This window comes from Yersinia sp. 1652 StPb PI, from assembly GCF_041538345.1.
GTDB classification, from domain to species: Bacteria; Pseudomonadota; Gammaproteobacteria; order Enterobacterales; family Enterobacteriaceae; genus Yersinia; species Yersinia enterocolitica_E.
In genome coordinates, this window is record NZ_JAULSM010000001.1 from 2162224 (window position 1) to 2188869 (window position 26646).

A 26646-nucleotide genomic window follows, 5' to 3' on the forward strand; every position below is an offset into this window, starting at 1 on the left:
CAGTTATTACAGTAACGGGCTGAAAAAGTAGAATAATCGTTCAGTAACGCGATGCCAGAGAGGGCGTTTATTCCACAATTCACCATCTAACAGTACCGAGCGGGCAATGTAGTCGTCCTGAACTTGCGCCAAATCTGCACCAAAACCATCATCATCAATGACCAGCGTGATTTCAAAGTTCAACCATAAGCTGCGCATATCCAGATTGACCGTGCCAACCAAACTTAGTTGACCGTCGACCAGCACACTTTTGCTGTGCAATAGGCCACCTTCAAACTGATAAACTTTAACGCCCGCTTCCAACAATTCAGAGAAGAATGCCCGGCTAGCCCAACGGACCATCATCGAGTCGTTGTCTCGAGGAACAATAATGCTGACATCAACACCACGTTGTGCTGCGGTACAGATGGCATGCAGCAGGTCATCGCTAGGCACGAAATACGGCGTCGTCATGATTAACTGCTCACGGGCTGCATACACCGCCATTAATAATGCCTGATGAATCATCTCCTCAGGGAATCCAGGGCCAGAGGCGATAACCTGAATGGTATGACCGCTCTCTTCTTCAAACGGCATGATATTAGTATCAGGCGGCGGGGGTAGAATACGTTTGCCGGTTTCAATCTCCCAGTCGCAGGCATATACGATACCTATGGTGGTGGCCACCGGGCCTTCCATCCGTGCCATCATATCGATCCATTGACCTACGCCGGCATCTTGCTTGAAAAACCGAGGATCAACCATATTCATGCTACCGGTATAAGCAACATAATTATCAATCAACACAATTTTACGGTGTTGACGCAAATCCATTCGGCGCAGAAAGACCCGGAACACATTGACTTTGAGTGCTTCGACCACCTCAATCCCAGCATTGCGCATCATCGCCGGATAGGGGGTGCGAAAGAATTGTTGGCTACCGGCGGAGTCCAGCATTAATCGGCAATGAACACCGCGGCGCGCTGCCGCCATTAACGATTCGGCAACTTGATCAACCAAGCCACCAGGCTGCCAGATATAGAACACCATCTCGATATTGTGACGGGCCAGTTCAATGTCACGTACCAGTGCTTTTAATGTGTCATCGGTGGTGGTCAATAACTGTAATTGATTACCTTTAACGCCGCTGATGCCTTGGCGGCGTTCACATAACTGGAATAATGGGGTAGCGACTTCGCTATTTGAAGTGGCAAAAATGTGTTGGCAGTCTTTCAGTTCACTTAACCAGCGAGCAGTGGATGGCCACATCGCTTTTGCTCGCTCAGCACGGCGTTTGCCGAGATGAAGTTCACCAAATGAGAGATACGCAATTATCCCAACTAACGGCAGAATATAAATAACCAGCAGCCATGCCATCGCCGAAGGAACGGCTCTGCGTTTCATCAGAATACGCAATGTTACCCCGGCAATAAGCAACCAATAGCCAAAAACCGAGAGCCAACTGATTACGGTATAAAATGTTGTCATAAGGGCGGAAGTCCTGTTCACAAACGGTCACTAAAGAGTGTACGCACAGTATTGCAAAGGCGAAACCTTTAATCAGATATATTACTGGATAAAATCTTTTAAGCTAAAGGACTTGCAACGGGTAATTAAATATTTAACGGGATTTTTTTGATCTTTCCACGCTGAGCTAAATAAGCTATTTGGACTAAACCCGCGATTTCGCCGTGCAGCGGCTTGGCTCACAAGATGAAAGGTTTATAATAGCCCAGTTCTCAGCTTTGGAAGAATTGTTTCATGAGACGGAGTAAGAATGAGGTGGGCCGTTGGCGTATGCTGCGGCAAAATCAGCGCCGAAGAAATCGCTGGCTTGAAGGTCAATCACGGCGCTATCGCCATATCTATTGTGTCAGGCAGCTCCACGAGCATCAGCATCGTCGGGCGCTATTGTTCACTGTGGCTTATGAATGGTAGTCCGCTGTGGTAGTAATAAAAACAGTCTCTTTATGAGGCTGTTTTTGTTTTAATCATAGTAAACACTGAGCTTTTATTAACTTCCCACCACAAAATATCTCATATTATACTGGCCGGAACTGGGCTGTTGCAGATGAATTTGTCAATAATTTGTTGCTGGCGTTAAATTCTGGAATGATATTTTCTACTTTAAATAGTGTTTTTCTTCGCAGAAAAATCACTCCTATCCTAAATTATCAAAATGCGATAATTCTGATGTTACTACTAATAATAAAAGGTGCAGAATAGTCATTTATAAGTTTATTTCACATCAGAATGACATCGCGCTACCATATATATTAGGTCGCTTCGTTCTAATCATTCAGTTTCAGGGGTGTTACTGTTTGGTTGTTCGAAGCGACCATTCTCCTATGAAATAAATGATTATGAAATAATAACATTGATAATCATCACGATTAAATAATACTTTCTTATCTATCAATGGGTTGATCAGAGTGGTTGCTACTTTTGGCAATCTCTTATATCGTTTTTAGTGATCAATAATAAAAAATTGATCAATTTTATCAATTGATCAATACTGCTGTTCTAATCAAATAAAAGGGTTTTACTGTGGATAGCAGGCTAAACATTGCAGTTGATTGCACTTTTATCTGTGAACCAGTTTACTGGCAGAATGGTAAGTTATTTGCTGTGGAGTTATTGAGTCGGTTCACAACGGTCTCTTTTAAATCGCCTATTTATACTGAGCGCTTCCTTCATCAACTTAATGCTCAAATGAAGGCTAAGCTGCTGTTTGACCAATTATGTGCGGTAAAATCACAGCAGAAATGGTTTATTGACCAACAAATAATACTCTCAATTAATATAGATTTTGATATGGCTCAAACGGTGCTGTATGACGAAGACGTCATATCATTATTAGCTATGATGCCCTTTATCCGGCTAGAAATAATGGAGAGTTTTCCCAATCTCAGTGATGGGCCGAAGAACACACTATTAAGTAAGCTGGCTGAACGATATTCATTATGGTTGGACGATTTTGGTAGCGGTAATGCTCACCTGGCGGCCGTTGCCAGTGGGTTCTTTGAATGTGTCAAAATTGATAAGCACTTTTACTGGCAATGGGGGGGAAGTGCCACGTTCGATAACCTGCTGACACGACTTCGTGAGCACTGCCAGTGCGTGATAGTTGAGGGGGTAGAAACTCATCAACAGCTTACTCAGTTATCTGACCTCGGGGTGGATGCCATGCAAGGTTATCTATTTAGTTCATTTCCGTTGATTGAGGTGGAGAAGTTGTCGCTAGAATAAAGCTAAATTTTTCCGATAGGACATCAACTTAGGGTACTTTTTGTAGTGGATATCACAGTTATATCTGGCTGATGAGTGGATGATAGAGTCCCTATTTCGGTAAAGGCTATAGTTCATGTCTCAATATAAATTAGCTAAAACAGTATTCTTCGGGGATTTAAAAGTTAGCACCGCACTTTATAAGTACGAGATTTATTGTGAAGAATCTGAGCTGGTATACCATGCTGCTATTTATTCTGAGCAAGTCATTGCTGCTGGCAAACACACTTATCCGGTTTGGGTAAGAAAAGACCATATGATTTTAAAAGCACCGGCGCATATGCTGGATAAAGCCGTTGAGGCATGCGAAGAGCATTGGCTGAAGCACTACAAAGCTTAAGGCGGCGTTAACGTCTTTGTTCTGGCTGGTAGTATAAAATCAAATACGCCTGTATTCAGGCGTATGATTAAGTTGACTATTGTTTACCACCACAGCGCAAAACAATCTGCGTGGTTAATCAAATAACTCTGAGAGGAAACTTTTCTTTTTGTAGTGTTTAGGTTTTGCATATCCGTGATTATCGCGTTCACGTTCTCTGGTGTCAGAGTATGGCGCTGATGTTGATGTCGGTGTACTTTCAGCCGATTTTTCAATGATTTTATCCAGTTCTCCGCGATCCAGCCATACACCACGGCAGTTAGGGCAATAATCGATCTCAATGCTCTTACGTTCAGACATCACCAGTTGGGTATCTTTGCATACTGGACACTGCATAGTCTTCATCTCCGCATTTAACAAAATGACTCAACGTCACGATAGAAAAATCGATATCTGATTAGACAATGATTCTCAGTAATTATAAGTAAAGATAATTAAATACATGTAATCGCCGGACGAGATGGCTACATGCAACCGATTTTGTCTATGGTTGGATAGATGTCAGACATCTGTAGTGATTCAGAATACCCGTTTATAGGGTTTTACAATAACCGACTGATACACACCAGCCGCGCTATAAGGGTCTTGTTCCGCCCAGTGTTCAGCCTCTTGTTGCGAGGCAAACTCGGCGATAACAGTCGATCCAGTAAATCCGGCAGCACCAGGGTCTGCGCTATCAATGGCTGGGTTCGGGCCTGCTGTCAGTAGGCGGCCTTGATCCTGCAATACTTGCAGGCGGGCCAGATGTGCAGGGCGAACGGATAAGCGCTTATCAAGTGAATCAGGAACATCCGTTGCAAAGATTATATAAAGCATGTTTCACCTTTAAAATTATCATACCCCTCATACTGCAAGCTGCATCTGCGTTGGCAGCCTTCCTGCAACTCGAATTATGTAGGGTATATACCTCAATATGATGATTTGTATTCGTTGCGCCATAACACCATGTTCTATCCATAAATTCAATAAGGTGCAGAAAGGGCGACATCTAAAATTCTCAGATGAATACACCGGTAGTTAATAATGAAATAAAATGATAACTAAGCGTAACGAGAAAGTATTATTTGGTTGATATTGCCGTTTAAAGCATCATTTAAGGCTGTTGAGGAAGATTGTTTGCGCTTGCTTATTGAATATGATTGCTATTTGCATTTACACTTAGCTGCATTAGAGGACATTGAATTATTATGCAGCTAAATAAATTTTTCCTGGGTCGACGGCTTACATGGCCAATCGTATTTTCAGTTGGTTTACATGGCAGCGTAGTTGCGGCATTACTGTACGTTTCTGTCGAGCAAATGAAGGTACAACCTGAAATAGAGGATGCACCGCTGGCCGTTACGATGGTCAATATAGCCACCTTTGCCGCACCACAACCAGCGGCGGCGGAGCCACAGGCCGAACCGGAACCCGTTGAAGAAACACCGCCAGAGCCTGAGGTGTTGCCAGAACCTGTTCCTGTACCGATTCCTGAACCGGTGAAGCCGAAACCAAAGCCCAAGCCTAAACCGGTGAAAAAAGAAGTTAAAAAGCCGGTAGTGAAAAAGACCGAAGCACCACCGGATGACAAGCTGTTCAAATCTGATGAGCCAGCACTGGTTGCCAATAATGCGCCGGTAAAAGCCGCGCCGAAAGCGTCAGTTCCGGGGGCATCAACCACTGCTGGGCCAAGAGCCTTGAGTAAGGCGAAGCCAACTTATCCGGCAAGGGCACTGGCTTTGGGGGTCGAAGGGCAGGTTAAGGTCCAATACGATATTGACGAAAATGGTCGTGTCACTAATGTGCGCGTTTTGGAAGCGACGCCGCGTAATACCTTTGAGCGTGAGGTGAAGCAAGTGATGCGTAAATGGCGATTTGAAGCGGTTGCGGCTAAAGATTATGTCACCACCATTGTGTTCAAGATCGGCGGCAATATGGAAATGAACTAAGGTTATTATGGTGTTACTCAGTCTGCTATTGAGTAATCAGCAAATATCATAATAAGAAAAGGGTCGCTGTTATACAGGGCGACCCTTTTTTTGCGTCAGGACAAGCTCGGCCAACGATTATTGCGTTGCGCCAACCTCGAAATTCCCTCTGCCGTTAGGTAGCGCACGGGCTTTACCGGCATCATCCACCGCTACATAGGTAAATACCGCTTCAGTGGCACGATAGCGCTGCCCGATTGGCTCAGAAGAGACCTTTTTCACCCACACTTCAATATTGATGGTAATTGAGCTACGGCCGGTTTTAATACAGCGGGCATAGCAACAAACCACATCGCCCACAGCGACTGGCTTGAGGAAGGTCATCCCATCCACCCGAACAGTGACAACTCGCCCTTGAGCTATCTCTTTGGCCTGAATGGCTCCGCCAATATCCATTTGTGACATTAACCAACCGCCAAATATATCACCATTAGCATTAGTGTCTGCGGGCATTGCAAGGGTACGAAGTACCAATTCACCATTAGGTAATGATTGCTCACCGCGAGGTGATAATTGTTCCTGAGTCATCTCTGCCTACTTCTAAAAGTAAATCTATTCACCTGGAATGGCTCACTGAAATTTCAATAAGCGCAAATATACCAACGTCATTGAGGCCGCAGGGCGATGCCTGTTTGCAGTCTCAATGACGTTGGGAGCTATTATTTAAGATTATGACTTTTTCTGTTCTTCCGGCATATGTCGGTAAATATAAACGCCACTGATCAATGTGAATATCAGGGTGAGTGCGGTTAAACCAAAGACTTTAAAGTTTACCCAAATATCTTGCGGTAACCAGAATGCGACATAAATGTTCAGCAGGCCACAAGCCAGGAAGAACAGCGCCCATGACATATTCAGTGTTGACCATACCGCATCTGGTAGCGTTAGCTCTTTACCCAGCATGCGCTGAATCAATGGTTTTTTCATAACCCATTGGCTTATTAACAAAGCAACAGCGAACAGTGCATATAACACCGTCACTTTCCATTTAATGAATAAGTCGCTGTGGAATGTGAGCGTCAAGGTCCCGAATACCAGCACCATAACAGCGGTAACTAATGTCATCTTTTCTACTTTACGGTACTTAACCCAGGTAAAGGCTAACGCGAGTAGTGTCGCGACAATCAGCGCCCCTGAGGCGACAAAAATGTCATACATCTTGTAGAAAACGAAAAATACGACCAGTGGGAGAAAATCTAAAAGTTGCTTCATGAATCAATCCATCATTTGTACACAGCCCGACTATACCGGATTCAGTGGTGTGAGGGTACCAGCGGTAAAATACTATTATCCTTAATTATCCGTCGGAATGCGCGCTCTGCCAGTGGAATTTGCAGAAACTTACGATAAACAAGTAACAGATTTTGTCAGCATATTGCCAGTAGTGCGTTAACCCAGCATGATGAGTAATAATTATTGGGTTAGGTGTTGTGGAGTAAATATGCAGAGAAGATCACTTCGGTACTGGATGCCGGGTTTGACCCAATTGATGGCGTATGAACGTGAATGGCTCAAACCCGATGTCAGGGCGGGTCTATCCGTGGCCGCAGTCGCATTACCTATTGCTATTGCTTATGCTGAATTGACGGGGGTTAGTGCCGCTGTTGGTTTGTACTCATGTATTTTGCCGATGATTGCCTACGCTTTCTTTGGTTCATCGCGACAATTAATCGTCGGACCTGATGCGGCAACTTGTGCGGTGATTGCCGCGGTGGTCGCGCCGCTGGCTGCGGGGAGCAGTGAGGTGCATTGGCAGCTCACCATCATGATGACATTGATGATGGGCACATGGTGTCTGGTGGCCAGTCGTTTCAAGCTGGGGGCTTTGGCTGATCTATTATCACGGCCAATATTGACCGGGTTACTTAATGGGGTGGCAATTACCATTATTGTCGATCAGCTCGGTAAGGTTTTTGGTTTTATGACCCGCCCCCCACAACTGATTGAGCGGGTACTGGCATTACCCCATAATTTGATTAATAGCCATTTGCCCACCGTCGCCATTTCACTACTGACTTTTGTGGTGCTGTATGGTGTTAAGTGGTTACGGCCAAACTGGCCTGCACCGCTGTTGGCGATCGTCATGGCGACCTTTGTTTCCTGGGCTGCCAATATGCAGCAATTTGGCGTGGCGGTGGTTGGCGGGTTCGATGGTGGCTTGCCAATGGTGCATTGGCCTGATTTCCAACCCGGCCTGCTGCGCGATATGGTTATCCCGGCACTTAACCTGGCCGTGGTCAGTTTTGTTAGCATGATGCTGACCGCGCGTAGTTTTGCCGCCAAAAATGGTTATGAGGTGGATGCCGATGTAGAACTGCGCGCCTTGGGTATTACCAACATTGTTTCAGCGCTATCACAAGGTTTTGCTATCAGTGGGGCCAGTACCCGTACAGCCGTAAATGACGCCAATAATGGCAAAAGCCAGTTGGTTTCTATTATTGCTGCGTTGATGATTGCGATGGTGTTGCTATTTTTAACCCGACCGTTGCAATTTATCCCAATCGCAGCGCTGGGCGTGGTGCTGATTTATGCTGCCTGGTCACTACTGGGATTCAGGAGTTTATGGCAATTACGTAAACGTAATACTCAGGCTTTCTATTTAGCGATATTTACTTTTGTCAGCGTAGTATTGGTCGGCGTGATTAGTGGTATCGGATTGGCGGTACTGTTGGGGCTATTGCAGTTCCTGCGCACGGTATTCCGCCCAACAGAACAGTTATTAGGGGTTAATGCTGATGGTATGATCCATTCAATGCGTAGCGGCAATGGGATCAAACCTGTACCCGGCGTGATGATTTATCGTTTTAATTCACCTCTGACCTATTTTAACGTGGCGTACTTTAAGCGGCGGATTTTGAATTTAGTTGACAGCACACCCCATCAGGCAGATTGGGTGGTTATTGATGCGGTCGCCAGTTTTACCTATGCCGATATCAGTGTTCTATCGGCGATTGATGAGCTTAAACGTGACCTGAAGCAACGCAATATTAAGTTGATACTGGCGGGAAGACGTACCGAACTAACACGCTGGTTTAGAGTTAATCAATTGAAAAGTCAGGATAATGACCTAATTCTGGTACCGGATCTCTATCTGGCACTAAAACTGATTCAAAGTAAGCAGCGGGTGGCAGAGAAACAAGAACCAGAGATAGGTGCCGAGCCTGAAGTTAGTGCATAGGTATCAATCATTGATGAACAAAAAGGGCCGTAATGGCCCTTTTTGCTTTTACTTGGCGGGGTACTTACTCCGCTGGAGTGGCAGGGCGCAACAACATATATAAACGGAACAAATACACCAGCAATAATGCAGAAACCAGATTGCTAAGCGCACTTAAAATAATAGTCGCAATCGGTGTTGGCAAAATAGTCAGGTGGCTTACCAGATACAACAGAATCAATTTGGCCGCTATCCACAGCATCATCGCAGGGATGATTAACCGCACATTGGCAAATGCCAATTTAATACTGACTCTTATGGCCGAGAAAACCCCCATTTTCTCTGTGGTCACGATAATCGGTGAGAGTGATAACGCGACAGCAATGACCACACCAGGCACGATAAATATTGTTAATCCTAACTGAATCAACAAAGTACCGATAAACATCAGCAGCAGCAAGCGAGGCAAGATCGGTACTGAAATACCAATAGCTTGCAATGCACTGACCCGACGGCCCATCGATACCATAGAAATCAGGGTTAGCATTCCACCGACTAATAACACGTTACCGACTAAGGCAGAAAAGGTCGCCGCCGCAGAGACTTTAAGCAGCACCATCTGCTGCTCCGGTGTCATCTGCGATACTATCTCACTGATACTGACACTTGCTGATGACGCAATATCACCGTCCGCAGCACTTAAAATACCCAGTTGTTCAGCATCAGGGATAAATGCCTGATTCAGCATGACGGTAATGAACGCAGTCAGTAAAGCCAGCAGCAGGATTGCCGGCAGTTGATTACGTAAAAAGTTAAAACTGTCACGGTATAAACTGTTAGCCGTGATAGGCATGAAAGCTCCTTGGGATCGAAAAAATAGCGCTAGCCGATGATTATACCTTGTTATGAGGCGCTGTGGGATCCTGTCATTAATCTAGCAGTGATTTCTTCTAATCTGATTACCTCGACGTTATCAATAGCTAACGGTGGTAACCCATAGTGCGCACGGGCGCGGTCACAGTGCGGATTATGAATTCCGGCATCCCCTGAGCGTTCAAATTCATAACAGGGTGGTGGGCGGTCGCCATAAATTGTACAGGAAACAGCGTGACCGACTTCACCTTGAAGTGCACTGCAACGGGGGGATTTACAGTTAGTACCGGACATACAGCTTATAAAGGGTGTGACTTGTTCGGTCATGGCGTTGGGCACTGTACCGCCTCCCTCTTTGGCTTCAGCCCAATAGAACGACACTCTAAAATAGGCGCAACACGCACCACAGTTTTGACACGGATTAATTTCAGCGTTCATCTTGAATCTACTGCTCCTTACAAAGTAAACAGCCAACCGATCGCGATTTCACACATACAACATCCAAGCATAGCAGCATGACAACGGTTCCATTTTTCATCAATGGCTGTTAGCACAATTTGCGGCTAAATGGTTTTTATGATCCAGATCAATTTCAATATTATTAATGAATTAAATAACCTTACATAAAATAGGATTTATTTAATTTGTTACCAAAGATGTGATCTCGATTGGATCATGAATACTCATTTATGGGTATATTTTGCTCGCGAATATACCTACAAATGGAATGGATAATGAAAAAAGTCACTTTGGCATTGTTAGCTGTAGCCGCTCTGGCTCCCACTGCGGCAAGCGCGCATCAAGCAGGCGATTATATTTTCCGGGCAGGGACAGCAACTGTCAGACCAAATGCCGGGTCTGATGATGTATTAGGTTACGGTTCCTTCAAAGCGGATAACAATACTCAGTTAGGGCTGACCTTCAGCTATCTGATTACTGATAACATCGGTGTAGAATTGCTGGCTGCCACGCCGTTCCGCCATAAAATTGGGCTGGAGGCAACCGGTACCATTGCTGAAGTTAAGCAATTGCCGCCAACCTTAATGGCGCAATACTATTTCCGCGATAAGCAAGACAAACTGCGCCCGTATCTGGGTATCGGCCTGAACTACACCACCTTCTTTGATGAGAAATTTAATAACACAGGGCAAGGTGCCGGTTTGACGGATTTAAGTGTTAAAGATTCGTGGGGCATTGCCGGGCAAGCGGGTATGGACTACATGGTCAGTGAAAACTGGATGCTGAATATGTCGGTCTGGTGGATGAATATCGAAACTGACGTGAAATTCAAAGCCGGGGGTGAAGAGCAAAGTATTCATACCCGTCTTGATCCATGGGTGTTTATGTTTGGCGCGGGCTATCGTTTCTAATTACCCTTTGTTCTTGACGTTGCAGGGGTGTTGGCTGCACTCACTTACCCGAATCACTGACCTGAGTCAGCTCATCGGGATGCGTTTGCTGGCTGCCTACCTGCAACGGCAATAACTTTGGGCAATACCCTTCGTCCTTGCCGCTACAGAGGGGCTGAGTTCACTCATCGGTGACAAAGGAGGCGCGAAGGGCGCCTCCGAACAGGGGATTATTTGATTTGCATTCTATCACTAACAGATTTCACCCCAGGTACGGTACGGGTGATCTGTACTGCACGGTTTGCATCCTGACGCGAACTAACAAAGCCGCTTAACTGGACCCGTCCTTTAAAGGTCTCAACACTGATTTCAGTAGATTTAAGATTCTTCTCACCCAGTAACGCCGATTTTACCTTGGTGGTCACCACAGTATCATCCAGGTATCCACCTGTGCCTTCAGATTTAGGTGTTGGTGCACAGGCTGCTACTGCCATTGCCATGATTACTACAATACATAAAGCTGAAAGGGTCTTAAAAAGCTTCATAAATTACTCTCCATGTTTGCCAATAATTTAACAGGACATTACGAAAAAAATAACTTGTTGAAAGCGTTATAAACACATATTGACGTCGTGCTACTGATCACTCATCGCATCCAAAATGTAAAGAAATGCTTAGGGCGTTACATAATTATTGGTTATGAATAGTGTTAATTCAAATTTGCAGCAGATATATAGCGTGGCAGGCGAGAAGTTCGAGCGAATATAGCGCCTGATCTGAACCGACAATCAGGCGCTGGTGGTGAGATTAGCCGCGAGTTGCCGCTTTCATTTCAGTCACAAAACGCGACAACTGGGCTAACATCTCTGCGGGCTGTGAGACATTATTTTCAATAATTTTTACAATCGCGGAGCCTGAAATCGCGCCGGCCGCACCGGCTGCCAGACTGGTCTTCACTTGTGCTGGCTGTGAAATACCAAAACCTTGTAGTGCTGGGGCGGCATTATATTCACGCAGTTTATCAATCAGATGATTTAGCGCAAGCTGACCGTGATTCTCAGCACCGGTGACACCCGCACGTGACAATAGATAGGTGTAACCACGGCCATGAGAAGCTATCTCGCGCAGTAAATCATCGTCCGCATTGGGTGGGCAGATAAAGATAGGCGCAATCCCATGGCGCAGTGCCGCTGCGCGGAACAGGGCTGACTCTTCAAAAGGTACGTCAGCAATGAGCACTGAATCGACACCGACAGCAGCACAACGCTGGTAGAAACTATCGATTCCATTGTGGAATACCAGATTTGCATACATCAGCAGGCCGATGGGAATAGCGGGGTGTTTTTTACGGATTTCCGCCAGCATTTCAAAGCAGATACCGGGTGTCACGCCAGCGGCAAAAGCACGCAATGCTGCATTTTGAATGGTTGGGCCATCTGCAAGTGGATCAGAGAATGGTATACCCAGCTCCAACGCATCGGCACCTGCCGCAATTAATGTATCAATAATCTCTAAAGATAGAGCCGGTGTTGGATCCCCTAGCTGTACGAAAGGAACAAATGCACCTTCTTTTTTGGCTGCCAACTGATTGAAAAGTTGCTGATAACGCTCCATTAAATCTCTCCCCGTGCTTTCAGAATATCGTGAACGGTGAAAATGTCTTTATCACCGCGCCCGGACAGATTCACTACCAATATCTGTTCTTTTTCCGGCGACGCTTTAATCATTTTTAAGGCATGGGCCAAGGCATGGGAGGATTCCAGTGCTGGAATAATCCCCTCTTTGCATGACAGCGCTTTAAAGGCATCCAGTGCTTCGTCATCGGTAACGGAAACATAATCAGCACGACCAATGCTATTTAAATAAGCATGCTGTGGCCCTACGGATGGGAAGTCTAATCCCGCAGAAATTGAGTAAGATTCTTCGATTTGGCCGTCACTGGTCTGCATCATCGGCGATTTCATGCCGAAATAGATGCCTACTTTACCGTGTTTGAGTGGTGCACCGTGCTGGCCGGTTTCAATACCCAGCCCTGCCGGCTCAACACCAATCAGAGCAACACCTGGCTCATCGATAAAATCAGCAAACATACCAATCGCATTCGAGCCGCCACCGACGCATGCCAGCACCACATCCGGCAGACGGCCTTCCCGGGCTAACATCTGCGCTTTGGTTTCTTCGCCAATCATCCGTTGGAATTCACGCACGATAGTCGGGTAAGGGTGTGGGCCTGCTGCGGTTCCCAACATATAGTGGGCGGTTTCGTAACTGCCAGACCAATCGCGCAGTGCTTCATTACAGGCATCTTTCAAGGTGGAAGAACCGCTGTGCACTGGGATCACTTCAGCCCCCATCAGGCGCATACGGAACACGTTGGGTGACTGGCGCTCAATATCTTTGGCACCCATGTAAATACGGCATTTCAAGCCGAGCAGGGCGCAAGCCAGTGCTGACGCTACCCCATGTTGACCTGCGCCGGTTTCCGCAATGATTTCGGTTTTACCCATGCGTTTGGCCAATAAGGCCTGACCCAAAACCTGATTGGTTTTGTGCGCGCCGCCGTGCAGCAGGTCTTCACGTTTCAGGTATAACTTGGTTTTTGTCCCGGCGGTCAAATTCTGACACAGGGTTAGCGCGGTCGGGCGACCAGCATAGTTCTTTAACAGATCCTGAAATGCTGCCTGGAACTCAGGGTCCTGTTGAGCACTGACAAAAGCCTCTTCCAGTTGCTTCAATGCTGGCATCAAAATCTGCGGCACATACATGCCACCGAACTCGCCAAAATAAGGATTAAGTGTGGTCATTTTTCTGTCCTATGGGGTGACTAAAGTGTGTCCATGAATCATGAATAAAGTTAGCCAAAAATTATCCATCAGTAAGCGCGTAACGTCTGGAAAACAGCGGCGATCAGTTGTGAGTCTTTGATGCCGGGGGCACTTTCTACACCGGAATTGAAATCAAGACCGGCACAACCCAGTTGGGCTGCTGCACAACAGTTATCAGCGCTTAGCCCACCCGCCAGCAGTACATTATCCAGCGGTTGACCGGCCAGTAATGACCAGTCAAAGCGTTGACCGGTGCCACCGTTGCCGTGGTCCAGAACATAACGCTCGACATGTTGTGAGTTGCGTTGCGGTACACTATCGTCAACACGCAACGCCTGCCAAATTTGGCAACTGGCAGGCAGTATCGCGCGCAGTTGATTGATATAGCTCTGATCTTCTTGCCCGTGCAACTGCACTGCCACCAGCGACAGGCGCTCGGCTGTTTGCTGCACAGTTTCAATTTTGGCATCACGAAAGACGCCAACATACTTCAATGGTGCGCCGCTAATCACAGTCCGTGCTTTGGCGATATCCACATAACGCGGCGAACTACCAACAAAGATTAAACCACCATAGACGGCACCTGCTTGATAAGCTGCGGCGGCATCTTGAGCGCGGGTCAGGCCGCAGACTTTATTTTCACCGAGTAACACACGGCGCACCGCAGCATTGAGATCGGGTTCAGACATCAACGCGCTGCCAATCAGGAACCCGTTGGCAAAGTGACTCAGTTCGCGCACCTGTTGGTAATTATTAATACCTGATTCGCTAATAACCGTGACACCTTTTGGCAGCCGTGGGGCCAGTTCGCGGGTGCGATCAAGGCTTATCGACAAGTCACGCAGATCCCGGTTATTAATACCGACCACTTTGGCACCTAATGCAATCGCCCGATCCAGTTCTTCAGCATTACTGGCCTCGGTCAACACCCCCATATTCAGGCTGTGTGCTACGGCGGCCAGTTGGCGATAGCTGTCATCATCGAGCACCGATAGCATCAGTAAAATGGCGTCAGCCTGATAAAAACGCGCCAATTGAATCTGATAGGCGTCGATAATAAAGTCTTTACACAGCACCGGCTGAGTGACGGCAGCACTGACGAGTGGTAAGAAATCAAAGTTGCCTTGGAAGTACTTTTCATCGGTTAATACCGAGATGGCCGATGCATAATTTTTATAAACTGCTGCAATGTCTGCCGGATTAAAGTTTTCGCGGATAACCCCCTTGGACGGGGATGCCTTCTTACATTCCAGAATAAAAACGGTCTTACTGCCTTGCAGCGCGTGATAAAAGTCGCGCTGGCTCAGGGTAATATCGTTTTGAAAACTAGCCAGAGGCTGTTGCAATTTCCGAGCGGCAACCCAGATTTCCTTATCGTGCACAATGTGGTGGAGCACGGTTTTATTAAGCCCAGTTTCCTGCATGATTTATCCTCTCGCCGCCAGAGCGGTAACACAGTCAAAAGCCTGACCGCTGTGAATCATTTCCAATGCCTGCTGTGCGTTATGGCGCAGGTTTTCCTGACCGTGCAACTTCAGCAATAACGCCACGTTAGCCGCAACGGCTGCGGCGTGTGCCGGTTCACCTTTACCTTGTAACAACCGTGCTAAAATGTCACGGTTTTCTTCCGGTGCGCCGCCTTGTAATGCGCCCAGTGAATAACGGTTCAGACCAAAATCTTCCGGTGCTAATTCATAGCTTTCGATGCTGCCGTTATTCAGCTCAGCCACCTGAGTCGGTGCATGAATCGCCACTTCATCCATTCCCCCACCATGTACCACCGCAGCACGCTGGTAACCCAACACTTGTAGGGTTTGCGCGATGGGTAATACCAACTCAGGGCTGTAAACACCAATCAGCGCCAACGGCGGGCGAGCCGGATTGATTAATGGCCCCAACACATTAAACAGGGTGCGGGTCTTCAACTGCTGGCGAACCGGCATCGCGTGGCGAAAGCCAGTGTGATACTGCGGGGCAAACAGGAAACAAACTCCTAACTCATCCAAGGCTAATCTGGATTGTTCCGCGCTCATGTCCAGGCGAATACCAAATGCGGCCAGCAAGTCTGATGAACCGGAACGGCTGGAAACACTGCGATTGCCATGCTTGGCCACTTTTACGCCGCAACTGGCGGCAACAAAGGCGCTGGCGGTAGAGATATTGATACTGTTAGTGCCGTCACCCCCGGTACCAACGATATCGGCGAACAGGTAATCCGGGCGCGGGAAGGGCTGTGCATCCGCCAATAAGGCTTGCGCGGCGCCAGCTATTTCGGCAGGCGTTTCACCGCGTACTTTCATACTGATTAACGCCGCCGCCAATTGGCTCGCTTCCAGTTCACCTCGCACGATAGAGCTAAACAGGATTTGGCTTTCCGCTTGGGTCAGGGATTTAGCCTGAAACAGTTTTTCCAATAATAATTCTTTTGATAATAATAAGTTTTGCATCTTATAGTCCTTAATTACACCCTACCCAAAGAACATGGTGTTACAGGTGACAGCATGCGAGTAACGAATGTAGCTAACACCGCTACAGCTTCATGTGTGGAGGGCATAATGCCCAGTCCAGCGTCTGCTCAAGCAAACGGGCACCATGGGTGGTTAAAATAGATTCCGGGTGAAATTGGTAGCCACACACCCGATGTGCGTCATGGCGCACCGCCATGACCATCTCACCAAAACGGGCGTTAACAGTTAATTCTGTTGGGATATTGCTGCCCACTAATGAGTGGTAGCGGGCTACTGGCAGCGGATTCGGCATGCCTGCAAACATAGCTTGTCCATCGTGTTCAATGGCCGAGGCTTTGCCGTGCAGTATCTCTCCTGCCTGTCCTACATGGCCGCCATAAGCTTCGACAATGGCCTGATGGCCAAGGCAAATACCGATAATCGGCAACTGGCCGCGTAAACGTTGCAATAATTCGGGCATACACCCCGCCTGTGCCGGTGTGCCAGGACCGGGCGAGAGCATCAGCACCGGTTGTTCGAGTTGTTGCAAGCGGGCGATAATGGTATCGGCGGCGATTTGGTTACGGTAAATCACCACCCGATGGCCACTGGAACGTAATTGGTCCACCAGGTTGTAAGTAAAGGAGTCAATATTATCGAGCAGCAAGATATCAGCCATTAGAAGATCTCCCTGGCATGGTGTGCGCTAGCAATTGCCCGCAGAACCGCACGTGCTTTATTGCGAGTTTCATCGGCTTCGGCCTGTGGAATGGAGTCAATCACCACACCGGCCCCCGCTTGGACCGTGGCGATACCGTCTTCGACATAAGCTGAGCGGATAACAATGCAGGTATCCAAATCGCCGTGTGCGGTAAAGTAACCCACCGCGCCACCGTAACTGCCCCGACGTGCGCCCTCACTGCCAGCAATCAATTGCATAGCGCGGACTTTCGGTGCGCCGCTCAGGGTGCCCATATTCATACAGGCTTGATAAGCATGCAGTACATCCAGATCCTGACGCAGCGTGCCCACTACGCGCGAGACCAAATGCATCACAAAGGAATAGCGGTCAACTTTAGTTAAATCGGCCACATAGCGGCTACCCGGCTCGCAGATGCGGGCTAAATCATTACGGGCTAAATCTACCAGCATCAGATGTTCAGCCAATTCTTTATGGTCAGTGCGCATCTCCAGCTCAATACGGCTGTCTAAATCGCGATCCAATTCACCATTGGCACGGCGGCCACGCGGGCGGGTACCGGCAATCGGGTAAATCTCAATCTGGCGGTTGGTGGCGTCATATTTCAGCGCACTTTCCGGTGAAGCACCAAACAGGGAGAATTCGTTATCCTGCATAAAGAACATATACGGGCTGGGATTATGGTCTTTCAATGTTTGGTATGCCGCCAGTGGTGAGGGGCAAGGCAGTGAGAAACGGCGTGAAGGAACAACCTGGAAAATTTCGCCTTCTCGGATTGCTATCTGTAATTGGGCCACCACTGCACCGTACTCGGCGTCTGATTGGTTACACCGTAACGCCATCTCAGGCACTGACTGGGCCGGGATCGGTTGTGGTGCTTGCTGTAGCTGGTGGCTAACTTGTTCTAACCGCTGGGTCAGACGCAAATGCTCGCTAGCGTCGGCGGTAAACAGACTGGCTTGCAACTGCGTCGAGCGATGCTGATGATCCAATATCAACAAGGTTTCGGCTAAATAGAAGCAGAAATCCGGGCAACGTTGGTCCTGGCGCAGCGGGGGTAAATTTTCAAAACCCGCCACCAAATCGTAAGCGAATAGACCACCAATGAATACGGCTTCCCGCTCAGCTACGGGTGCATCGACCAGTTTTAGTAGCAAACGTAGCGCATCAAAAACCGACAATGACTGTAAACGAGAGTCTTCATCTTGCACTTCGTTAATAATAGGGAAGGTTAATTCACGGCCATTCGGGCGCACTTGAATCTCTACTTGTGGCGGTAACGCAGCATCTAACAGCGGTAATAACGACGCGCCATTGCGACTGAGTGCTTCAATCGTGACTTTCTGCTCAAGGGCGGTAATACGTAAAGCACTATCAATAATCAGCAGGCTTTTTAAGTTCTGTTTACTGGTCACTTCTGCGGATTCAAGCAGCAGAGTGGCTGGTCGTGCGCCGCAGAGCTGGTGAAACAGCGCGGTTGGGTCATCGCGGTAACACGCCGGGGTGCTCAGTAACTGTAATGTGGGGCGCGAAGTTTGCATCATTTATCTTTCCTGAAAAGTGATTACGCCGAAATCTGACCATAAAAAAGCCCGCTATTAGCGGGCTGAAGCAATCTGCATTGTCTGGTGACTGATATGCGTGATTACATCGCCCGAGAGAGGGAGATGTGCCACCAACGCAGTAAGGAAATCAGGGAAGTTTTCATTATCAGTCACTACTCTCTATGATTGCATTCAGTTTATTCCCCTTGCCCTTGAAGCCGCAGGGGGTTAGCTACATTCACTTGCTGTTAACTCAGACGTTTAAGTACTCCGTGAACTTGTGTACTAGTTAACTGGTTCATGAGTTAAATGTCAACCCTTGATTGATTGTTTTCTAACAAAGTCTGTGCGGTTATCTATTTCACTTTAATTTCGCTACGGTGGCAGAGCACGACTAAGTTTGATTAACGTTAGTGTGTTATTAACAGGTATGATAGCCCGCCACGCTTTTTCGGATTTTTGTTTTGGTTAATAAGACCATTTTGATAAATAAACCTGTTTTGACTGATAACACCACCTTATCTGATAGGGCCGATGCCGCCACATCAACGGCCTTTACACTTTATGATTTGCATAGCCATACCACTGCGTCGGACGGCTTGTTAACCCCTTCGGCACTGGTAATAAGAGCAGCACAGATGCGGGTAGGTGTTTTGGCTATTACCGATCACGATACCACCGCAGGGTTGGCTGAAGCCGCCGCCACCATTGCCCAGCAACAATTGGCACTACGGCTTATCCCTGGGGTGGAAATTTCTACATTATGGGAAAATCACGAGATCCATATTGTGGGATTAGGTATTGATACCCAGCATGCCAGTATTGGCAAATTATTGAGTGAGCAGTCCAACTATCGCTATATTCGGGCGCAGGAAATAAGCGCGCGACTGGAAAAAGCGCGGATTCCCGGTGCTTGGGACGGAGCTAACCGCTTGGCGGGGGGCGGACAGGTAACCCGTGGGCATTTTGCCCGCTATCTGGTGGAATTGGGGTTAGCGAGTAACGTTGGGCAGGTTTTTAAAAAGTATTTAGCCAAAGGCAAGACCGGTTATGTCCCCGCACAATGGTGTACAATAGAACAAGCTATTGAAGCAATTAAGCAATCTGGTGGGCAAGCGGTACTGGCGCATCCGGGTCGTTACGATTTAACCGCCAAATGGTTGAAACGTTTATTAGCCCATTTTGCCGAACATGGCGGTGATGCCATGGAAGTTGCCCAGTGCCAACAAGCCCCCCATGAACGAGCGCAGCTTGCACAGTATGCGCGCGACTATAATTTACTGGCATCCCAGGGATCTGATTTCCATCAGCCTTGCGCCTGGATTGAATTGGGCCGCAAATTGTGGCTGCCCGCAGGGGTGGAACCAGTATGGCGTGATTGGCCTGTAGAGCCAGCTAACGCGAACGTTGAATGATGAGGTAGTGTCATGAGTCAATTTTTTTATATACACCCGGAAAACCCTCAGCCGCGACTGATCAACCAAAGTGTTGATGTGTTACGCAAGGGCGGGGTGGTGGTTTACCCGACAGATTCTGGTTATGCCCTTGGCTGCCGTTTAGAAGATAAAGCGGCAATGGAACGTATTTGCCGAATCCGCCAATTAGATGGTAATCATAACTTCACACTGGTGTGCCGTGATTTGTCGGAGTTATCGACTTATGCATATGTTGATAATTCAGCGTTTCGACTGATCAAAAATAATACCCCGGGTAATTACACCTTTATATTGAAGGCGACGAAAGAAGTTCCTCGGCGTTTGATGAATGACAAACGTAAAACTATTGGTTTACGTGTGCCTTCTAACCCTATTGCGCTGGCGTTGCTGGATGTATTAGGCGAGCCTTTGATGTCGACGACATTGATGCTACCGGGTAATGACTTTGCTGAATCCGACCCGGAAGAGATCAAAGACCATCTCGGTAAGCAAGTGGATTTAATCATCCATGGCGGTTCATTAGGGCAGCAACCCACTACAGTTATTGACCTGACTGATTCCTCTCCTGAAGTTATTCGTGAAGGAGCGGGGGACGCCACACCGTTCCGCTAAATATCTTTATATCTGGGGTGTTGGATACGGCATAACCGAAAGGTACCGCTATCCAACCCAGATGACATGCTCAATCGCCGGTGTTAGAAGGCATATTTCACACTAAGCCCGCCAGCTACACCTTCGCGTTTTCCGCTGTAACCTGACAGTTTCAGGTCCATAGACAGATTCTTTTCTTTAGTCGGCGTAATGCGAATGCCCACTTCAGCAATGCCCGTGCTCCCTTTAACGCCAGCAGAATCGATATTGTCCCCATCGATAGTCCCCTTGGCTTTACCATCAAATTCATATTCATAGGCAACCCCGCTGATAACATCCAGTTTCGGTGTGGCATGATAGGTGACAGTAACGCCGGTATTAACACGCTGTGAGTTCAACGCCGAAAACGTCAGCTTCTCACCTTGGGAATTAGTGACGCTGTCACTACCTACTCGAGTCGACAGAATACTGGCATGGGTGTCTAGTTTCACCGCCGGTGTCATGGCATAGCGATAGCCGGTTTTCAGCTGCCCGCTGACATAAGGTGACGCGCTGTCATAATGGCTCGCAACCCCGCCATTCACACCGAAATCAGCAGAAGAGAAATCGCTGGATACGCGGCCTGCACGCAGAGAACTGTTGAGGTAAATAGCGTTAGTGAATGCATAGTTGGCAATAATACCAGCACCTTTATAGTCGACATTTCCGTTACTTTTTACACTGGCCAATCCGCTAAAATCATTATAGGCGTCATAGCTACCCCAGCCGGCTTCAAACAGGCCACCGAGGGTGAGTTGCCCCAGATTCTTAGTGATGCCGGTGGTCAAAGCAAAGCTATCCATATCAATGTGGGAACCGGTGTTGTAACGGCTCTTGCTGCCGGAGGTCAGACCAAATAGCGCCACCTCATTGTCATCACGCTTGAGCTGTGCGGTATCTAACCCGGCAAGCAGGTCGCTGCCTTGGTTGATCAACAGCATGCCTGGCAGACGGCCTTCCAAATAGGCTTTAGTCTGTGGATTTACCTCAAAACCGGTAGTCGGGCTGCTTTCCCGGCTTAATTGAGTTACGTCATCTAACGACGCTTTTACTGCATCATTTTCCCGATACACTCTGATATCAGCCAGTTTTGCCGTACCCATCGTGACTTTTTGCGTGTTATTTAACGTCGCTTCACCCCCAGTGACATTTGAGATAAGCGTAATAGCATCACCCTTGACCAGGCCGCTGTCCTTACTGATACCGGTCACTGCAATAGCCGCATTGTCGATATTGGCCGCGTTAGTCAACGCAATCAAAACATCATTATTTTTAATATTGTTGTTGAGATAAAAATTATAAAAGGCAAAATTACCCATCTTATTCAGAGTGATAGGGTTAGCGGCAAAGTTAAAGGTATTGCCGCTGAAAGCATCACCATATGAGGTTGCGATACCGTCGAACATATCCGCATACCCCCCCCATATTTCACTGCTATTGGCGTTAAACACCGGAGTGCCTGACAGCGTAATGGTGTTATTGATTGCCGTGGCATTCTCAGGTGTTGGCGCGCCACCAAAGCTTGATGCATAGCCGCCATAAATAAGGCCACTGAATACACCGCCATTCAGCGTAAGAGTGTTGGTATTACTTTTTACCCTGATACTGCTACTTTCCCCTGGGGTTATTTGGTCAATCATGGTGATGGCTTCTGCGTAGCCACCATAAATGGAACCGATAAATGAACCATCATTAATAACAATGGTATTGCCACTGCTTGAGGCGCTGGCGTTTGCCTGAGTTTTATCTACGTTGTTAGTGCCATAGGCAAAAGCAAACACATTGGTATAGGCATATCCACCATGGACAGGGCCATTAAACGAACCGCCATTAATTGTAATGTTGTTGGTATCACTGGTTGCGCGTGCATCAACCAAACTTCTGGCGATACTGTCAGTACCGTAGGCGTTTGCAAAAGCATTGCCATTGGTAACAGAATAACCGCCGTAAATATCACTCTTGAACACACCATTGTTAATAATAATCGTATTCATATTACTGCTGGCGTTTGCATAGACATCACTTTCGGCAATGCGATTTATCGCCATAGCGCTTACCATGGCATCGCTATTGGCATCGGCACTGGCATAACCGCCATAAATATCGCCATTAAATAAACCATTATTAACGATAACGGTATTATTATTACTTGCCCCATTAGCATCAGCACGGCTTATAACCGCGTTAGTATTACTTACGTTAGACGTTGATGCGACAGCATCAGCAGACCCGCCAAGAATAGATTGCAATGTGGCGGATACGGGCGTATCGACAGTAACAGTATACCCGGAGGCATCGGTACTCTCTGAACCCTCCGCCAATGCGCCAATAATATCAGTACTTGAGGCTGTAGTGACCGTACAGGCACTATCAGTCGATGTTCTGGCGGGGTCGTTACACTCAATAGCATAAGCACTAGAGGCCGCACCGGTCATTAACGTTGCCATCAGGCAGCGGGTAATAATATTTAATTTTTGGATTGTAATAGGTTTCATATAGATGAATACATCCTGGTGATAATAATGATTACAAGAAAGATAAAATCGAAATAAGAAAACGAAATAGAAATAAGAGACGAGAAATTGAGAAAAGAAAGGCTTGGTTTTTAATCGGGTTTAAACTCGCCTTATCGAGTTGGAATTAACACTGCAGATGGCAGTTGATGGAGTACAGTTTAAATTGATTTAGATCACAAAATAATCAGACAAGCATCCGATCGGTGTAGGATTATTCTTGTATTGCACGATTTTTATCCATTTTGGCCATGGCACTGTAGATCTCTGAGCAAGTAAAAGAGAGGGCAGACACTTTTTGAATCCTTGAGTGTGAAATTAGTGTAATATGTCGGGTCACGAACCAGCGTGTGAGTCCGCCTGCACCCTTTTTAGTGCGCCATGCTGTGTTCTAAAATGTATTACAATCAGTGAGTTTTGCTTGATTGTGAGCTTAACTTATTGATTACAATATATAACTCGACGCCTGTGAAGGCGACATTAGAGGTTGCTCAATGAGCGAGAAGTCAGAAAACCAAAAATTACCAAACTCAAAGCCACAAAGCCCTAAACCGCAGGGCGATAAAATTGTGGGTGAAAAATTACAGAAAATCTTGGCACGTGCCGGTCATGGCTCGCGTCGGGAAATCGAAACCATTATCCAACAAGGCCGTGTCAGCGTTGATGGTAAAATATCAACGCTGGGTGATCGTGTTGAAGTCACTCAGGCCACCAAAATTCGCCTCGATGGTCATCTTCTTTCTATTAAAGAATCTGAAGAGGCTGTTTGCCGTGTTCTGGCGTATTACAAGCCGGAAGGTGAACTCTGTACCCGTAATGATCCCGAAGGTCGCCCAACAGTATTCGATCGTTTACCTAAACTGCGCGGTTCGCGCTGGGTGGCGGTAGGCCGTCTGGACGTTAATACGTCAGGTTTATTATTGTTCACTACTGACGGTGAACTTGCCAACCGTCTGATGCACCCAAGCCGTGAAGTTGAACGCGAATATGCCGTGCGGGTGTTTGGTCAAATCGATGACGAAAAAATCAAACAACTTAGCCGTGGCGTGCAGTTGGAAGATGGTCCAGCGGCTTTCCGCACCATTAGCTTCCAAGGCGGAGAGGGGATTAACCAGTGGTATAACGTTACGTTGACCGAAGGGCGCAACCGTGAAGTTCGCCGCTTGTGGGAAGCTGTTGGCGTGCAGGTTAGCCGTCTGATTCGTGTGCGTTATGGTGATATTAATTTGCCGAAGGGCCTGCCTCGGGGTGGCTGGACCGAATTGGATCTGAAGGCAACCAACTACTTGCGTGAGTTGGTCGAATTGGATTCTGAAACTGTCAGTAAACTGCCGGTTGAGAAAGACCGACGCCGGGTTAAAGCCAATCAAATCCGTCGTGCGGTTAAACGCCATACTGAAGTTGCTGGCCGTCAGGTCGCGGGTCGTCAAGGTTCTGCTCGTAAAAGTTCTACTCGTCAAAATACGGGTAATGCAGCGCCAGCAGCAACGACGGCTCGACGCGGATCTAACAAGCGCGGGTAATTTGTCTAATGGGGAGGGATCATTTTCTCCCCATCATTGATGTTAAGCCTTCACATCCCTTCCTCAGCTATTGAGTTGCTTCCTAAAGTATAAAAAATCATCACCCATCTATTGGGTAGTATTATATTTCTATAATAAATGGTTTTACAGCATATACATATCATCAACCACGATGAGATACCGCTAGTCGCTAAATATTCGGCGTGACTATATTGCTCTTGGGGAATACCCCTCGGATTTAAAATCTCAGGAGCATTAATATGAAAAAGTCTCTGTTAACTACCAGCGCGGCTATTTTATTTGTCGTCGGCACCGGATTCTCATCTGTAACTTATGCTTGTGCTGGGCCTCACTCTCACTATGGCGACAATTGCGAAAACACCTGTGGCTCGCTCCCTGAACCATTGAAAACAATCTGCTATTTTGGCAGCACACAACACCAAGCGCAGTCGTCAAGCCAAGTGGTCCCTGGGATGGCAACACTAACCCCCGCCATTGGGACATTGACCCCGTCAAAAATACCCATGATCCCTCTAGAGAAGTAATTTGGAAAACTGAGTTTGCCAATAGGGGCCGTAAGTTTAGATCTCATTATATATAGCGAAAAATGCCGCAGATATTGCCTCTGCGGCATTTCATTGGTTTGCATGAATACGGCGAATTACCAGTCAATACCTTGTTGTGCTTTAATTCCGGCATCAAAAGCATGTTTGACCGGGCGTAATTCACTGACGGTATCGGCCATTTCCAACAAATCGCGGTGGCAGCCACGGCCAGTAATAATCACGGTTTGATGGGCAGGGCGCTGTTTGAGGGCGGTGATCACCTCATCAAGTGGCAGATAGTCATAGGCGACCATATAAGTCAGTTCATCCAGCACCACTAAATCCAGGCTTGGGTCTGCCAACATGCGCAAACCGTGCTGCCAAACACCTTGGCAGGCGGCAGTGTCAGTTTCTCTATTCTGAGTATTCCAGGTAAAACCAGTCGCCATAACCTGAAATTCGACCCCATGCTGTTGCAGCAGGTTTTTCTCACCGTTAGGCCATTCACCTTTAATAAACTGAATCACCCCCGCTTTCAGACCATGCCCGACCGCACGGGTCACAGTGCCAAATGCTGCGGTGGTCTTGCCTTTACCGTTACCGGTAAAAACAATCATGATACCGCGTGTTTCTTGTGCTGCCGCAACCCGTGATTCAACCTTTTCTTTTATTTTTTGTTGGCGCTGCTGGTGGCGTTCTTCAGACATAACATGTTCCTTTATTCTGCGGGGCCGGCTTTACGGCCGGGTTGTGCATCGAAACTGATGCCGGTTTTTCTGCGGCTATCATCGCTCATGAGATAAAGATATAGCGGCATAATATCAGCAGGTGTTTTTAATTTAGTTGTATCTTCGTCAGGGAAGGCGGATGCCCGCATCTGAGTTCGGGTGCCGCCCGGGTTAATACAATTCACCCGCAAATTGCTGTGTTTATATTCTTCTGCAAGCACTTGCATCATGCCTTCGGTGGCGAATTTGGATACGGCATAAGCGCCCCAGCCGGAACGACCCTGGCGACCCACGCTAGAACTGGTGAATACCAGCGAGGCGCTGTGGGATTTCAATAGTAGCGGTAAAAGTGCCTGGGTAAGCATAAATGTCGCATTTACATTCACTTGCATCACATCCTGCCAGACGGCTATATTTTGCTCTGCCATCGGAACGATATCACCTAATAAACCGGCATTATGCAACACACCATCCAGATGAGAAACATGCTGACTTAGGGTGTCTGCTAGCTGCTGGCAATCTTGTTGCGTTGCATGTAATAGGTCAAGTGGCAGTGTTAAAGCGGGCAACCCTTGAGCCTCAGCTATCTGTTGCTGTACCGCTATTAATTTACTTTCAGTCCGGCCAACTAACACCAGGCGAGCACCAAAACAGGCATAGGTCAGTGCCGCTTCGCGACCAATACCATCGCCTGCTCCCGTCACCAGTATAGTGCGGTTATTGAGCAGATCGTCTTTAGGTTGATAATGCATAATTATTCCTC

General features: G+C 47.4%; 28 protein-coding genes and 1 other annotated feature. Of the genes, 10 read left to right on the top strand and 18 right to left on the bottom strand.

Annotation, left to right across the window (positions count from 1 at the left end):
• Positions 1-6: 6 nt before the first annotated feature.
• The gene (cls, locus tag Q2T71_RS09980) at positions 7-1467 is read right to left on the bottom strand and encodes a cardiolipin synthase (protein WP_083158940.1); all 1461 of its coding nucleotides are present in this window, start codon (positions 1465-1467) and stop codon (positions 7-9) included.
• 273 nt (positions 1468-1740) lie between these two features.
• Between cls and Q2T71_RS09985 the strand changes: the two genes are divergently transcribed.
• The 3 genes from Q2T71_RS09985 (at position 1741) to Q2T71_RS09995 (ending at position 3607) form a co-directional block, all read left to right on the top strand.
• Positions 1741-1917 (top strand): YciY family protein, encoded by a 177-nt coding sequence (locus Q2T71_RS09985; protein WP_071843552.1) that lies wholly within the window; start codon positions 1741-1743, stop codon positions 1915-1917.
• Positions 1918-2526: 609 nt separating this feature from the next.
• Complete coding sequence (locus Q2T71_RS09990) at positions 2527-3228, top strand: EAL domain-containing protein (RefSeq protein ID WP_372558963.1); 702 nt, start codon at positions 2527-2529, stop codon at positions 3226-3228.
• Between the two features lie 115 nt (positions 3229-3343).
• Entirely contained in the window at positions 3344-3607 is a 264-nt protein-coding gene (locus Q2T71_RS09995) for a hypothetical protein (RefSeq protein WP_083158938.1), read from the top strand.
• Positions 3608-3721: 114 nt separating this feature from the next.
• On the opposite strand, the gene Q2T71_RS10000 is transcribed toward Q2T71_RS09995, so the two are convergent.
• Together Q2T71_RS10000 and Q2T71_RS10005 are read right to left on the bottom strand one after the other, a co-directional pair.
• Positions 3722-3982 (bottom strand): zf-TFIIB domain-containing protein, encoded by a 261-nt coding sequence (locus Q2T71_RS10000; RefSeq protein ID WP_083158937.1) that lies wholly within the window; start codon positions 3980-3982, stop codon positions 3722-3724.
• A gap of 183 nt (positions 3983-4165) precedes the next feature.
• Positions 4166-4462 (bottom strand): YciI family protein, encoded by a 297-nt coding sequence (locus Q2T71_RS10005; RefSeq protein WP_083158936.1) that lies wholly within the window; start codon positions 4460-4462, stop codon positions 4166-4168.
• A 371-nt stretch (positions 4463-4833) separates the two neighbouring features.
• Here Q2T71_RS10005 and tonB point away from each other — a divergent pair, with 371 nt between their 5' ends.
• Positions 4834-5574: a TonB system transport protein TonB gene (gene tonB, locus Q2T71_RS10010; protein ID WP_372558964.1), complete on the top strand. Its 741-nt coding sequence runs from the start codon at positions 4834-4836 to the stop codon at positions 5572-5574.
• A gap of 117 nt (positions 5575-5691) precedes the next feature.
• On the opposite strand, the gene yciA is transcribed toward tonB, so the two are convergent.
• Complete coding sequence (gene yciA / locus Q2T71_RS10015) at positions 5692-6141, bottom strand: acyl-CoA thioester hydrolase YciA (protein ID WP_050110472.1); 450 nt, start codon at positions 6139-6141, stop codon at positions 5692-5694.
• Positions 6142-6282: 141 nt separating this feature from the next.
• Complete coding sequence (locus tag Q2T71_RS10020; RefSeq protein WP_083158934.1) at positions 6283-6825, bottom strand: septation protein A; 543 nt, start codon at positions 6823-6825, stop codon at positions 6283-6285.
• A gap of 229 nt (positions 6826-7054) precedes the next feature.
• Here Q2T71_RS10020 and Q2T71_RS10025 point away from each other — a divergent pair, with 229 nt between their 5' ends.
• Positions 7055-8791 (top strand): SulP family inorganic anion transporter, encoded by a 1737-nt coding sequence (locus Q2T71_RS10025; protein ID WP_372558965.1) that lies wholly within the window; start codon positions 7055-7057, stop codon positions 8789-8791.
• Between the two features lie 64 nt (positions 8792-8855).
• On the opposite strand, the gene Q2T71_RS10030 is transcribed toward Q2T71_RS10025, so the two are convergent.
• Together Q2T71_RS10030 and Q2T71_RS10035 are read right to left on the bottom strand one after the other, a co-directional pair.
• The gene (locus Q2T71_RS10030) at positions 8856-9623 is read right to left on the bottom strand and encodes a YciC family protein (RefSeq protein ID WP_372558966.1); all 768 of its coding nucleotides are present in this window, start codon (positions 9621-9623) and stop codon (positions 8856-8858) included.
• Positions 9624-9673: 50 nt separating this feature from the next.
• Positions 9674-10081, bottom strand: coding sequence for a YkgJ family cysteine cluster protein (locus Q2T71_RS10035; RefSeq protein ID WP_372558967.1), 408 nt, complete (start codon positions 10079-10081; stop codon positions 9674-9676).
• A gap of 296 nt (positions 10082-10377) precedes the next feature.
• Here Q2T71_RS10035 and ompW point away from each other — a divergent pair, with 296 nt between their 5' ends.
• Positions 10378-11013, top strand: a complete 636-nt coding sequence (gene ompW, locus Q2T71_RS10040) for an outer membrane protein OmpW (RefSeq protein WP_372558968.1) — start codon at positions 10378-10380, stop codon at positions 11011-11013.
• Positions 11014-11222: 209 nt separating this feature from the next.
• Here ompW and Q2T71_RS10045 read toward each other — a convergent pair whose 3' ends face one another.
• From Q2T71_RS10045 to trpL, 8 genes are all read right to left on the bottom strand, one after another.
• Positions 11223-11537, bottom strand: a complete 315-nt coding sequence (locus Q2T71_RS10045) for a BON domain-containing protein (RefSeq protein ID WP_083158929.1) — start codon at positions 11535-11537, stop codon at positions 11223-11225.
• A gap of 262 nt (positions 11538-11799) precedes the next feature.
• Positions 11800-12606: a tryptophan synthase subunit alpha gene (gene trpA, locus Q2T71_RS10050; RefSeq protein WP_372558969.1), complete on the bottom strand. Its 807-nt coding sequence runs from the start codon at positions 12604-12606 to the stop codon at positions 11800-11802.
• Entirely contained in the window at positions 12606-13796 is a 1191-nt protein-coding gene (gene trpB / locus Q2T71_RS10055) for a tryptophan synthase subunit beta (protein ID WP_372558970.1), read from the bottom strand. Before trpB ends, trpA begins: the two co-directional genes overlap by 1 nt.
• 68 nt (positions 13797-13864) lie before the next feature.
• Positions 13865-15241, bottom strand: a complete 1377-nt coding sequence (gene trpCF, locus Q2T71_RS10060) for a bifunctional indole-3-glycerol-phosphate synthase TrpC/phosphoribosylanthranilate isomerase TrpF (protein WP_372558971.1) — start codon at positions 15239-15241, stop codon at positions 13865-13867.
• Between the two features lie 3 nt (positions 15242-15244).
• Positions 15245-16264, bottom strand: coding sequence for an anthranilate phosphoribosyltransferase (gene trpD, locus Q2T71_RS10065; protein WP_372558972.1), 1020 nt, complete (start codon positions 16262-16264; stop codon positions 15245-15247).
• An 82-nt stretch (positions 16265-16346) separates the two neighbouring features.
• On the bottom strand, positions 16347-16943 hold the full coding sequence (locus tag Q2T71_RS10070; RefSeq protein ID WP_083158925.1) for a gamma-glutamyl-gamma-aminobutyrate hydrolase family protein: 597 nt from the start codon (positions 16941-16943) through the stop codon (positions 16347-16349).
• Positions 16943-18505, bottom strand: a complete 1563-nt coding sequence (locus Q2T71_RS10075) for an anthranilate synthase component 1 (protein WP_372559899.1) — start codon at positions 18503-18505, stop codon at positions 16943-16945. Before Q2T71_RS10075 ends, Q2T71_RS10070 begins: the two co-directional genes overlap by 1 nt.
• A gap of 41 nt (positions 18506-18546) precedes the next feature.
• Positions 18547-18648 (bottom strand) — a sequence feature (Trp leader region).
• Positions 18610-18672 (bottom strand): trp operon leader peptide, encoded by a 63-nt coding sequence (gene trpL, locus Q2T71_RS10080; protein ID WP_002227930.1) that lies wholly within the window; start codon positions 18670-18672, stop codon positions 18610-18612. It overlaps the preceding feature by 39 nt.
• Before the next feature lie 336 nt (positions 18673-19008).
• Here trpL and Q2T71_RS10085 point away from each other — a divergent pair, with 336 nt between their 5' ends.
• Together Q2T71_RS10085 and Q2T71_RS10090 are read left to right on the top strand one after the other, a co-directional pair.
• Positions 19009-19923, top strand: a complete 915-nt coding sequence (locus Q2T71_RS10085; RefSeq protein ID WP_372559900.1) for a PHP domain-containing protein — start codon at positions 19009-19011, stop codon at positions 19921-19923.
• Positions 19924-19935: 12 nt separating this feature from the next.
• A complete protein-coding gene (locus Q2T71_RS10090; RefSeq protein WP_005191561.1) occupies positions 19936-20556 on the top strand; it encodes an L-threonylcarbamoyladenylate synthase in 621 nt (206 codons plus the stop codon).
• 83 nt (positions 20557-20639) lie between these two features.
• On the opposite strand, the gene Q2T71_RS10095 is transcribed toward Q2T71_RS10090, so the two are convergent.
• A complete protein-coding gene (locus Q2T71_RS10095; RefSeq protein ID WP_372558973.1) occupies positions 20640-23069 on the bottom strand; it encodes an autotransporter domain-containing protein in 2430 nt (809 codons plus the stop codon).
• A 512-nt stretch (positions 23070-23581) separates the two neighbouring features.
• Here Q2T71_RS10095 and rluB point away from each other — a divergent pair.
• Positions 23582-24610, top strand: a complete 1029-nt coding sequence (rluB, locus tag Q2T71_RS10100) for a 23S rRNA pseudouridine(2605) synthase RluB (RefSeq protein ID WP_372558974.1) — start codon at positions 23582-23584, stop codon at positions 24608-24610.
• A gap of 260 nt (positions 24611-24870) precedes the next feature.
• Entirely contained in the window at positions 24871-25155 is a 285-nt protein-coding gene (locus Q2T71_RS10105) for a hypothetical protein (protein ID WP_372558975.1), read from the top strand.
• 116 nt (positions 25156-25271) lie between these two features.
• Here the strand turns inward: Q2T71_RS10105 and cobO are convergent, their stop codons facing one another.
• The gene (gene cobO / locus Q2T71_RS10110) at positions 25272-25862 is read right to left on the bottom strand and encodes a cob(I)yrinic acid a,c-diamide adenosyltransferase (RefSeq protein WP_145606056.1); all 591 of its coding nucleotides are present in this window, start codon (positions 25860-25862) and stop codon (positions 25272-25274) included.
• A gap of 11 nt (positions 25863-25873) precedes the next feature.
• Complete coding sequence (locus Q2T71_RS10115) at positions 25874-26635, bottom strand: YciK family oxidoreductase (protein WP_372558976.1); 762 nt, start codon at positions 26633-26635, stop codon at positions 25874-25876.
• Between the last annotated feature and the right edge of the window lie 11 nt (positions 26636-26646).